Annotated in this window: 14 protein-coding genes and 1 pseudogene; all 15 read left to right on the forward strand. The window is 42.1% G+C overall.

Annotated elements, in window-relative coordinates; translation table 11 throughout:
- The first annotated feature begins 15 nt into the window (after window positions 1-15).
- The gene (locus tag A8805_RS14995) at window positions 16-933 is read left to right on the forward strand and encodes a PfkB family carbohydrate kinase (protein ID WP_109712580.1); all 918 of its coding nucleotides are present in this window, start codon (window positions 16-18) and stop codon (window positions 931-933) included.
- Window positions 934-994: 61 nt separating this feature from the next.
- Window positions 995-2,317 (forward strand): ABC transporter substrate-binding protein, encoded by a 1,323-nt coding sequence (locus tag A8805_RS15000; protein WP_109712582.1) that lies wholly within the window; start codon window positions 995-997, stop codon window positions 2,315-2,317.
- A gap of 26 nt (window positions 2,318-2,343) precedes the next feature.
- Window positions 2,344-3,222 carry a carbohydrate ABC transporter permease gene (locus tag A8805_RS15005; RefSeq protein ID WP_109712584.1) on the forward strand — a complete coding sequence of 293 codons (879 nt, stop codon included), beginning with the start codon at window positions 2,344-2,346 and terminating at the stop codon, window positions 3,220-3,222.
- Between the two features lie 11 nt (window positions 3,223-3,233).
- Entirely contained in the window at window positions 3,234-4,070 is an 837-nt protein-coding gene (locus tag A8805_RS15010; protein WP_109712586.1) for a carbohydrate ABC transporter permease, read from the forward strand.
- 9 nt (window positions 4,071-4,079) lie between these two features.
- The gene (locus A8805_RS15015; RefSeq protein ID WP_109712588.1) at window positions 4,080-4,928 is read left to right on the forward strand and encodes a sugar phosphate isomerase/epimerase family protein; all 849 of its coding nucleotides are present in this window, start codon (window positions 4,080-4,082) and stop codon (window positions 4,926-4,928) included.
- Window positions 4,929-4,972: 44 nt separating this feature from the next.
- Window positions 4,973-5,953, forward strand: coding sequence for an SIS domain-containing protein (locus A8805_RS15020; protein WP_109712590.1), 981 nt, complete (start codon window positions 4,973-4,975; stop codon window positions 5,951-5,953).
- Window positions 5,954-6,305: 352 nt separating this feature from the next.
- A complete protein-coding gene (locus tag A8805_RS15025) occupies window positions 6,306-6,935 on the forward strand; it encodes a YesL family protein (RefSeq protein ID WP_109712592.1) in 630 nt (209 codons plus the stop codon).
- Between the two features lie 79 nt (window positions 6,936-7,014).
- Window positions 7,015-7,596, forward strand: coding sequence for a xanthine phosphoribosyltransferase (locus A8805_RS15030; RefSeq protein ID WP_109712594.1), 582 nt, complete (start codon window positions 7,015-7,017; stop codon window positions 7,594-7,596).
- 96 nt (window positions 7,597-7,692) lie between these two features.
- On the forward strand, window positions 7,693-8,322 hold the full coding sequence (locus A8805_RS15035) for an HAD family hydrolase (RefSeq protein ID WP_109712614.1): 630 nt from the start codon (window positions 7,693-7,695) through the stop codon (window positions 8,320-8,322).
- 12 nt (window positions 8,323-8,334) lie between these two features.
- On the forward strand, window positions 8,335-9,036 hold the full coding sequence (locus tag A8805_RS15040; protein ID WP_109712596.1) for a PolC-type DNA polymerase III: 702 nt from the start codon (window positions 8,335-8,337) through the stop codon (window positions 9,034-9,036).
- Window positions 9,037-9,089: 53 nt separating this feature from the next.
- Window positions 9,090-9,314, forward strand: a pseudogene (locus tag A8805_RS23020) (glutamate synthase-related protein); the annotation flags it as partial.
- Window positions 9,315-9,387: 73 nt separating this feature from the next.
- Entirely contained in the window at window positions 9,388-9,906 is a 519-nt protein-coding gene (locus A8805_RS15050; protein WP_109712598.1) for a superoxide dismutase family protein, read from the forward strand.
- Window positions 9,907-10,136: 230 nt separating this feature from the next.
- Entirely contained in the window at window positions 10,137-10,493 is a 357-nt protein-coding gene (locus A8805_RS15055) for a hypothetical protein (RefSeq protein ID WP_109712600.1), read from the forward strand.
- A 233-nt stretch (window positions 10,494-10,726) separates the two neighbouring features.
- Entirely contained in the window at window positions 10,727-11,224 is a 498-nt protein-coding gene (locus tag A8805_RS15060; RefSeq protein ID WP_242992418.1) for a CarD family transcriptional regulator, read from the forward strand.
- 95 nt (window positions 11,225-11,319) lie between these two features.
- The coding region (locus tag A8805_RS15065; RefSeq protein WP_181392864.1) for a transposase at window positions 11,320-11,563 on the forward strand (244 nt) is incomplete at its 3' end.

Raw genomic sequence — 11,563 nt, forward strand, 5'->3', positions numbered from 1 at the left:
GCGGAGTAAAATACTATGAAAAGAAAAGCTAAGATTTTGGCAGCAGGCATTGCTACAATGGACATCTATTGCCATCAGGGCAGGATGTATCCGGGAGGCAATGAATATAACATCGCGTACAACTCTCATATTCAGGGTGCCCAGGCAGCTTTTATGGGAATATTCGCAGATGATAGAGCGGGAAAACTTTTAGAAGAGACACTAAGAAAAAGAGGAATCGACACCTCCTTTTCCCACCATGAAAAAGGGGCCAGCGGTTATGCACTTGTTGACATTAGAGATGGAGACCGGGTTTTCCTTGACTGGAACAAGCAGGGAGTTACGGATTTATACCCTTTTGATTTTACAAAAGAAGAAATAGATTACATGAAGACTTTCGATGTAACATGTATTAGCTGGGGCGCAAGAGTAACACCAGTGCAGATTAAAAAGCTGAAGCAGTCAGGGGTTTTTGTTTGTTACGATTTTTATGACAATTTTACAGACAAAGCAATTCAGGAAATTGCTCCATACATACAATATGCCTTCTTTTCCTGCAGTCATTTGACTGCCGAAGAAACAAAGGATGTGCTTCAGAAGGCGGCAGACTTTGGGTGTGAGATTGCGGTGGGGACCAGAGGGAGTAATCCCACAATTGCATGGGATGGAATGAGGTTCTATGAACAAAAAACATACAGAGTAGAAGTGAAAGATACTATGGGGGCAGGAGACGCTTATATCAGCGCTTTTTTAACGAATTATCTGTCTGTTGCGGAAGCTGACGAGTTTTCGGTTAAGGACGATAAGATACAGTATTCACTGAGTGAAGCAGCAAAATTCGCCGCACAGGTTGTGGCAAAAGACGGGGCTTTGGGCATTGGCTATGACGTGGATGTGAATCGGCTTTCTGAACTTATTCATTTAAGCCCGTCGGAGCATCCTGCTATACCGTAACAAGTTAAAGTGGGCAGGCAGCAAGGCCGCAGTAAAGTTTCAGAAGAGAGGAAGGAAATTTATGAAAAAGAAAATCATAGCAGCAGTACTTGCATTGACCATGACGGCAGGCCTGATTACAGGATGTGCTACCAGTGGTTCTAAGGATTCGAAAGATACAAAACAAAGTGAATCGTCAGACGGCATAGTTACATTGAAACTTTTGAACAAATATCCGGAAGATAATTACAGGGTATACTTCGAGGAAGCGATTAAAGAATTTGAAGCACAGCATGAGAACATCAAAGTTGAAATGGAAAATGTCAGTGATGAGGCCATCAAGGATAAACTGAGTGTAATGGCTTCCGGCGGAGAGATGCCGGATATCTTCTTTTCCTGGTCAGGTGAGTATGTAAAGAAGTTTGCAAGGGGCGGCATGGCGCTGGATTTAACGTCTTATCTGGAAGCAGACTCTGAGTGGAAGGAAGGGTTCCTGCCGGCATTCCTGAACAACAGTACATTTGACGGTGAAACTTATGGAGTTCCTTACAGAAGCGGAATTATGTACATGATGTACAATAAAGCTGTTTTTGAGGAGAATAAACTGACAATCCCTGAGACGTGGGATGATTTCCTGAATACATGCAATACGTTAAAGGAAAATGGAATGACCCCAATTGCTTTCGGCAACTCAAGCCCGTGGTATGCAGCGTGGTGGATCGGGCAGCTCAACGCTATGATGGTGCCGGCGGATACCACAGCAAAAGACTATAACCCTGAAACCGGTGAGTTCACAGATCTGGCATATGTGGGGGCAGTTCAGGCATTTTTGGATCTGAACAATAATGGATATTTCGGAAACAATGTGAATTCAAAGGATTATTATCAGGTAAGGGAAGAATTCTGTGCAGGAAAAGCAGGTATGATGCTGGATGCAACACCTCAGTTCTCTCAGTTTACAGATACTATGGGAAGTGAGGATGCATGGGGATTTTTCAAGATTCCTACGATGGAAGGTGCAAAGGGTGACCCGGGAGTTGTAGGAGGGGGAGCAGAGGTTTACTGTATATCGTCAGATTGTAAGTACCCTGATGAAGCGGTAGAGTTTATCAAATTTATGACAACAAAGGAGCAGGGCATCAAGCAGACAAAAGAAGCAGGACTTCCAAATGCATTAATTGGAGGTATCACAGAGGAGAACAGCTCTCCTGCCCTGGCAGAGGCATATAAAGAAGCTGAAATCTATACAAATATTGCAGACTGGCTTGATACGGCTGTTGAGGCCAGTGTAGCAGACCAGTATATGACATCCCTCCAGGAAGGCCTGGACGGAAAATCTGCTGAAGATATCATGAAGGATGTACAGGCAGCGGCAAAAGAAATGAAGGACAGCATGAGCAGGTAAACAACCAGAGATAAAGGAGAGTGGTTATGAGGAAAAACAAATGGAGAACGGTTGTCCTGTATATGGCGCCGGCAGTCCTCGTTATGATTGTGTTTTTGTATCTCCCAATTATTTTGAACTTCATGAACAGCCTTTATAAATGGGGAGCCATATCCAGCGAGGTAACTTTTGTAGGTCTGGACAACTACATAAGAATGTTTCATGACGACGTGTTTTACATTGCTGTCAAAAATAATCTGATATTTGTTATTACGTCAGTGATATTCCAAATCGGAGTATCACTGGTGATAGCGGCAGTGCTGGAAAGCAGGTTTATGAGAAAATTCCAGACCTTGTTCAGAACCATTTACTTCGTGCCGTCTCTCCTCATGGTAACAGTAACAGGGATTACATTTAAAATGCTGTACAACCCGTCTATCGGACTTTTGAATCCAATGTTAAATGCATTGGGTATAGATACATCTAATATTGATATCCTTGGAAATGCATTTACTGCTATATGGGGGGTGGCTGCGGCTTCACAGTGGCAGTATGTTGGCTACACAATAATTTTATTTATTGTAGCAATGCAGGGGATTCCGGAGGATTTGTATGAGGCAGCAGATGTAGACGGAGCAAATGCAATACAGAAGTTCTTTCGGATTACGGTTCCTCAGATGAAGAATACAATCATGATTAATATGATTATCATTATAACCGGTGCCGTCCGTGTATACGATGAAGTGTACGTTATGACGGGCGGAGGACCGGGCAAGGCAACACAGACACTGGCAACTTATCTGTACCAGGAAGGTTTTAAAAATGATCAGATGGGATATGCGTCAGCAATTGCATTTTTCATTTTTGCCGTAACCTTTGTTCTGGGATTAATGCAGATGAAGGGTTACAGTCTGGATGAAGAGTAAGGAGGAAGGGTATGAGAGGGAGAATAACAGGTAAAAAAATAAGGCATGGAATCATTTTTATCCTGCTGGTTTTATTTGCAGTCATCATCATCATTCCCCTTTTGTGGATGGTGATCACAGGTTTTAAGACAAACCAGGAATTATTTTTGAAACCTTGGAAGATGCCGGAGATGTGGAAGATTGATAATTATGTGAAAGCCTGGAAAGCAGGAATCGGAGTATACTTCAAAAATAGTGTACTTACCACAGTAGGGGCGGTTGTGTTTTCTACATTATTAAGCTGCCTGGCGGCATATCCACTTTCCAGAGTGAAGTTCAGGACGAAGAAGTTCTGGGTTATTCTAATACTGGGCGGACTGATGCTGGCACCTCAGTCAGCGGTTATCTCTTTGTTTAAAATGTCAAAGGTATTAAGTTTTTATGACACTTACACAGGAATGATTCTTGTAACAGGTGCGTTTCGTATTCCGTTTGCCACATTTTTGATTATGACATTTTATAGGGATATCAGCGTAAGCCTTGATGAGTCGGCCTATCTGGACGGAGCCACAACAGGGCAGGTATTCCGGAAAATTATCATGCCCCTGAGTAAGCCGATTATTGCTTCCTGTGCCATCGTATGTATCCGGAGCGTGTGGAATGAATTGATGTTTGCAAATGTTCTGCTTGAATCTACGGCAAAAAAGACAATTCCTGTGGGACTGGTTAATATGCAGGGAACGACAACAACCAACTGGACTATGCTTATGGCAGGTATGGTAATTGCGTCTGTACCGTTGGTTATTGTTTTTCTGATTCTGCAGAAGCAGTTTATCCGCGGCCTGACAGCGGGCAGCGTGAAAGGTTAGGAGCAGGGGATGTACAGGACAAAGCATATTACGATGAATCAGATAGCGGCAGGAAACTACCCTTATCCGCTCTATTCATTTACATATTTCCTGGATTCTATGGAAAGGCTGGGCATAAAAAATATAGAGCTCTGGGCGGCGGGGCCTCATCTTTATTTGGATGATTTTACAGTTCCGATGCTGGAAAGAATGGAACAGGATATCAGAAGACGGGGGCTCATCCCAATTTGCTTTACACCGGAGCAGTGTATGTACCCTGTTAATATCGGCGCCAGAGAAGCGTATATCCGAGAGCGGAGTATCAGGTATTTTGAAAAGGCATTGAATGCGGCAGAAATATTGGGGATCAGCAGGATAGTCGTGACACCGGGAGACGGATACCGGGAAGAAAGCCCGGATTTGACAAGGAAGCACACAATAGAAAGTCTGCGGTACTTGAATGAAAAAGCGAAGAGAAAAAACATTACTCTGCTGTTGGAGCACCTGACGGCGGAGACAACAAATCTTGGTGTTAAGGCTATAGAATTAAGGCGTTTGTGGGACGAGGCAGATTGTGAAAATCTAATTTGTATGGTGGATACGGATATGATGAGCCGCTGCGGGGAAACGGTGCAGAATTACTTGGATGCTTTTCGCGGACAGATTGGACATGTACACTTTATTGATGGGATGCCGTCGGGACATTTGGTACCTGGGGATGGGGTATTACCCATGGAACAATTTTTAAAAGAACTGGATGAGGTGGAATACAGCGGATATTTGTCTTTAGAAATTCTGGATGGCAGATATCAGCTTCATCCCGAGGATGCGGTGAGAAGGAGCCTGAAATGGCTTGAGGAGAGAATGAAGGATCATTAAGAAACTTGATTACGAAACAATACATATATTTAGGAGAGGTAAAAATGGAAGTAAGAGAAATTATTGAGAACATTGTGAAAGAAAAACAAGCTGCCGGAGGTATTCAAAATGTAATTTGGATTGCCGCAGGCGGCTCCCATGGAGGAAACTATCCGGCACAGTATTTTATGGACAGAGAATCAAAAACAATCCGCTCGCAGATGTTTACAAGCAATGAATTCGTATATGCACCCCCGAAATTTGCAGGTGTAAATACACTTGCAGTCATTTGTTCCATGAGAGGAACACAGGAAACCTGTGTGGCGGCTCAGGTGGCGAAAGATCTGGGGGCTGCAACCATCGGACTTTATGTACAGGAATCTCAATTGACAGAGACATGCGATTATAATGTAAAATATGACAGCATTATGTTCGATGAAAGTGACCAGGGGAATACAAACGCGGCTCTTGGGATGAAGATTGCAATGACATTAGTGGATGTGACAGAGGGATATGAACACTATAATGATGCTATGGCAGCATTTGAACTGATTGATCCAATCTACCGGGATGCGGTTGCCTATGCAGCTCCCCTTGCAGAAAAATGGGCTAAAGTAAACAGGACTGAGAAGTGTATTACAGTGATGGGAAGCGGTCCTTCCTATGCAGCAGCATACATTTTTTCTATATGCAACATTATGGAGATGCTTCAGATTCAGTCACCTACGATTAATTGCTGTGAATTTTTCCACGGACCATTTGAAGTGCTGGATAAAGATGACTCGGTATTCCTGCTCGTATCGGAAGGCAGGGTACGCCCTGCGGATGAAAGAGTCATAAAGTTCCTGAGGCAGTATGGAGGGGACAAAGTATATATTCTGGATGCAAAAGAGCTGGGAATTAGCAGGTTTAAGGATTCCGTGAGTGAGTATTTTAATCATATGCTGTTCTCACCGGTTCTCAACAATGTTTATATGAAACAGCTCTCCAAATCGACAAAGGTGGATTATATGACCAGAAGATATATGTGGAAAGTAGAATATTAAAAAATTATTATGATTCAGGGGATATGCCAGGGCATATCCTTTTTTAATATACTGGGAAACTACATTTCCCAGTATATTAAACCCTCCGGGAGATGTGCATTGCAAGCAAAAGGGAGATGGCCGCTAAAGCAGCCGCGCTTCGCTGCAAGAGTCTGGTAAGCCAGACTCTTTATTCCAATTGGTGTTATTTTCTACATGATTTCTTGAAAAGTGTGTTGTGAACTTGTTTCATTTCAAGTATAATTACTTTAATGTTTCAAAAAGAGGCGTTTTCCGACAGCGTCTGTCAATCTCGGGCAGAACGGGAATTCCCGTAAAAACATATGCATAGCATGATAAGAAAGAGAGTACTATGAACTGGACAGATAACATAGTTATGAGGGCTTTAGGCAGGATCTGCGATTTTATACTGCTGAATATCCTGTGGGTGATATGCTCAATTCCGTTTTTTACAATTGGGGCGTCAACAGCTGCATTATATACAGTAATGTTGAAGATCGTTAAAAATGAAGAAGGTTATATCGTAAGGGGATTCATCAGTGCATTCAAAGAAAACTTTAAAAAGAGTACTATAATATGGTTGATTTTAGCAGTTATAGGAATTACAATCGGAGTTGATTTGAGGCTGGTTCTTGAGATGGAATCTACGATGCGCACAGTATTTCAGGCCATTTTCACCGTGCTTGGAATTGTCTGGCTGTGTGTAGTAATCTATGTATTCCCACTGACAGCACGCTACGAGAGCACCATCAGGAACACTTTTAAGAATGCACTGCTGTTGTGTGTGGCAAAGCTGCCTTATACAGTACTTATGGCAGTGATAACAGCGGGGCCTGTTATTCTTACCTTGCTGAATGGGAGCACGCTGCTGGCAGGCTTGCCGCTGTGGATTGTAGTTGGTGTATCGCTGGTTGCATGGCTGAACTCGCTTTTGCTGCGCAAGGTTTTTGAAATATTCCATACTGACGAGAAACAGCAGTAAATAGATTTGGTTATAGGAGTCTGTGTAAAAGGCGCTCGGATATGGTTAGAAATTTAGATAAACACAGGAGGAACTGGGGATGAATGTTTTAGAGGAACGGATTTTAAAGGATGGAATTGTTAAGGAAGGGAATGTACTTAAAGTTGACAGCTTCCTGAACCATCAGATGGATATTGATTTATTTGATGAAATGGGGAAGGAGTTTAAAAGACGTTTTGCAGACAAACCAATTAATAAGATTCTAACGATTGAGGCATCTGGTATCGGGATTGCATGTATTGTGGCGCGGCAGTTTAAAGTTCCGGTTGTATTTGCCAAAAAGTCACAGAGCATCAACCTGGAAGGGGAAATGTACGTGGCGGAGGTGGAATCTTTTACACATAAATGCCAAAATAATGTGATTGTAGCTCAGAAGTTTTTGTCAGACAGGGATCATGTACTGATTATTGATGATTTTCTGGCAAATGGATGTGCACTTCAGGGGCTGATTCAGATTGTCCAGTCTGCCGGTGCTACGGTAGAAGGAATTGGGATTGCCATTGAGAAGGGGTTCCAGTCCGGGGGACGCAGTATACGGAATCTGGGATTCCAACTGGAGTCTCTTGCAATTGTGGATAAGATGAATGCGGAAACCGGAGAAATTAAATTCCGTGAGCAATAAAGGTGAAATTGTAACTGATGTCAATGATTATACCGGTAGAGAGGTTTTATTGTGAATCATTATTTTCAGCCACCAATATGTGGGCTTGTCTTTGATATGGATGGGCTCATTTTCAATTCAGAAAGGGTTGTCCAGCGCTCATGGGACTGGGCAGGGGAAGTATTGGGATTCCCTCAGCTTGGAGAGCAAATCTACCATACAATTGGGTTTAATGCAAAGAGACGTGAGGTATTTTTCCGGGAAACGGTAAGCCCGGATTTCCCGATGGATGATTTTAATATACTGACCCGCAAGAGATACCGGGAAATCATAGAGGGAGAAGGCTTGGAGAAAAAGCCGGGAGTAGAGGAACTGCTGGCATATGCCTCAGAAGGAGGATACAAGATAGCACTTGCCACATCTTCCAGCAGCGGTCATGCAGGCAGACTGATGGAAGAGCAGGGTCTTTTAAAATATTTTAACAGTGCTGTTTTTGGTGATATGGTAACGGAAGGAAAACCAAACCCTGAGATTTACCAGAAAGCATGTCAGGGACTTGGAGTCTCTCCGGCTAACGCTCTGGCACTGGAAGATTCTCCTTCTGGCATCCGGTCTGCTGCGGCGGCTGGCATGCGTGCAATCATGATACCTGATCTGGTAGAGCCTGATGAGCAGGTATTGGAACTGGCATGGCGGCGGTATGACAGTCTTTTTGATGTTCTGAGTCTGTTGAAAGAGGGAAAGTAACAGGAGATACATATGCTGAAATCATATATTGCCTTTGATGTGGAGACAACTGGGCTGAACCCGGAGGAAAATGAGATTATAGAAATAGGAGCGCTCAAGGTACGCGGAGGGAAAGTACAGGAGCGGTTCATGGAATTTATCCGCCCGGAAGAAATGATATCCTCTGCTATTACAAGATTAACCGGGATTACCAATGAGATGGTGGAGAACGCGAGAGGCAGGGGAGAAGTGATTTCCGAGTTTCTTGAGTTTTGCGGGGATGATATTCTGATTGGACATAATGTCATCTTTGATTACAGCTTCGTGAAAGTCAGCGCGTTGGCGGAAGGTCTGTTTTTTGAGAGGGCGGGAATCGATACACTGAAAATTGCCCGGAAAGTACATAAAGATATGGAGTCTAAAAGTCTTGGGAACCTGTGCAATTATTACAACATTGAAAATAATGCTGCCCACCGGGCCTATCATGATGCTCTTGCCACTGCAAAGCTGTATCAGACATTGTCTCATTATTTTGAAGAAAAGGAGCCAAAGCTTTTTCAGCCCGTACAGCTAAATTATAAACAGAAAAAAGTAGTGCCCGCCAGTCAGAAACAAATAGAGTTTCTGAAAAGGTTAATGCGTAATCATGGACTAGAAGTAACGTGGAGTCCTGAGACCATTACAAAAAATGAGGCGTCAAAACTGATAGACAATATACTAAACGGAGGGAAGTAAAGTGCCTTATCCAAGGAAACAAAAATAGCCCTTGCTAAGGGCTCTGCACTGGCACAGACTGCCCTGTAGGTGTTGCCACACAGGACCCGGAATTAAAGGAGCGTTTCAAAACAGAAGCGGCAGCAAAGAGAGTTGGAAATTTCCTGAACTGTAGCTTTGAAGAACTAAAAACCTTTGGAAGAATAAACGGCCATACAGATATCCATGATTTGAGTACAGAGGATTTATGTACAATTAACAGTGAAGTTTCAGAGCATTCAGATATTTCTCATGCATAGAAAAGTGATAAATTGAAAAGGGCCAGGCACGTTTCAATTTTTTCTGCATATCCTAGGCAGAGGAGGCGATGCTATGTCTATAATAGAGGAGTTTAACGGAACACCAGCGGCATATGCCGAGGTAAGGGGCTCGGAAAGATATCCTGAAATATATGGGATGGTGTATTTTTTTGATGAGGGCAGAGGAACTGTCGTGCTGGCGGAGATCTACAATCTGCCAGATGAAGATGCGGGAAACGTAGGTAAGTTCTTTGGATTTCATATCCATGAAGGAAGTACATGCACAGGGCCTTCAAACGACCCATTTGCTGATACATTGATTCATTATAGTCCGGAATATGCGGAACATCCCCAGCACGTGGGAGATCTGCCGGTGATTCTTTCCTCCAATGGTATGTCATGGATAGCAGTATATACCGGAAGATTTATTCCTGAGCAGGTGATTGGCAGAACTATAGTGGTTCACGACCACCCCGATGATTTCAGGTCTCAGCCTTTTGGCCATGCCGGGGAAAAAATAGCATGCGGCGAAATCAAAAGGTGGGGAACTCAATTTACTGCAAATATCCTAGGTGAACCGATAATTCCTTAAAATACTAAAAGTTGAATTATCTTTTCTGGCATATACAATTGCTGGATATTACAGTAAGAGACCTGATTTCCAGAAGTGATGCGCATGCAGAATAAATACAGAAGCAATTTATAACTTTATCAACGAACAGCCCGGAATCCGGTAAGGACATCGGGCTGTTGTTATGCTGCAATTTAACGGTCTGAATAGAAAGGCATATACTGTTATAAAAAGCGTATTAATGGTGAAGTATGGAAACAGAACGTTATTTAATTTCATTTGTGGGACTTGACCCGAATTATTACACAATAGATATCCTTGCTGACATTTGGGAGGTAAGCGCAATCAGAATCTATGAAGAAACAGGCATTTATGTTTCAGGGGAAATAGAAGAAAAGCATTTTGTCAGTCGGAAAATGGATGATGTACCTATTAGTAATTTGTTGTTTGTAGTTGAAAGTAAAAGATTTCCTACTGAAATAGAAGATAGACAGGAATACTGGAATGCTTATAAAGCGGTTGTTGAGGAGGTTAGATATAGATTGGGAAATCCCAGGATGGATTTAACAATAGAGGATATTGATATGACCCATTTTGAAAAAATCTAAAGTTGAGTGGTAGAGAGTACCACTCAATCAAAAAAAGTCCAAGTTATTAGGAAAAATCAACATAAATAAATCTATTTTACGAATCTTTTAACAAAGTAGGCCGAAATATGTTATAATAAATATATATACGATTGAAAAGGGATGAAATTATCATGAAAAATAACTTGTACCTGTAAATCTAAGATTAATATAATCGCAAACCAAGTTGAAGAAACTTGTGAAAGGAAGTAAATATGAAAATGAGTACGGGTGAAGTTGTTGTTTACAAATATAAAGGAATGTACAAGGTGGAAGATGTAGGAACCCTGGGATTTTCTTTTGCAGACAGGAAAAAGCAATATTATACATTACAGTCTATTGATAACTCTACAGACAGAGCGTATGTTCCGACAGAAGATAAGGTGAATTTAAGAAAACCTGTGAGCAAAGACGAAGTGCTTGATTTAATTCATGAGATGAATGATATTGAAGTGTTATGGGTTGAGAATGAAAGGACACGTGAGCGCGAATATATGGCATGTATCGCAAATAACAGTCTTAAAGGATGGATGAAAATATTGAAAACACTGACCATGCGGGCTGAAAGCAGGGGGAAGATTTCCAGTATGGATAAAAAATATCAGCAATTGACAGAACATGCTCTTTATAGTGAACTTTCTTATGTCCTGGATATACCAGTAAATATGGTAAAGAAGTTTCTGCGGGAGGAAAAAGATAAGGAGGGAGTGTAAGATAGAGTGTGTAAGTTCAAAATGAACTTCACACTCTGTTTTTTTGTCAGGATATGTTAAACTAAACAACAGAGAAAAGGAAGGATAGAACTACTATGGCAAGAAGAAAACGTGACCCTAAAAAAGATGCACTGGTACAGGCAATACTGAATCAGTACCAACCGGAAAACGTCGGAGACATGCAGGATGCTTTGAAAGATATCTTCGGCCCTATGTTTGAATCAATGCTTCAGGGAGAAATGAAAGATCATCTGGGTTATGAGAGTAATGACCGACAGGAAAAGGAGGGGACAAACCGCAGAAATGGATATTCAGCCAAAACACTAAAAACTTCATTTG

Origin of the sequence: Faecalicatena contorta (assembly GCF_003149105.1) — a bacterium.
Classification (GTDB): Bacteria; Bacillota; Clostridia; order Lachnospirales; family Lachnospiraceae; genus Muricomes; species Muricomes contortus_C.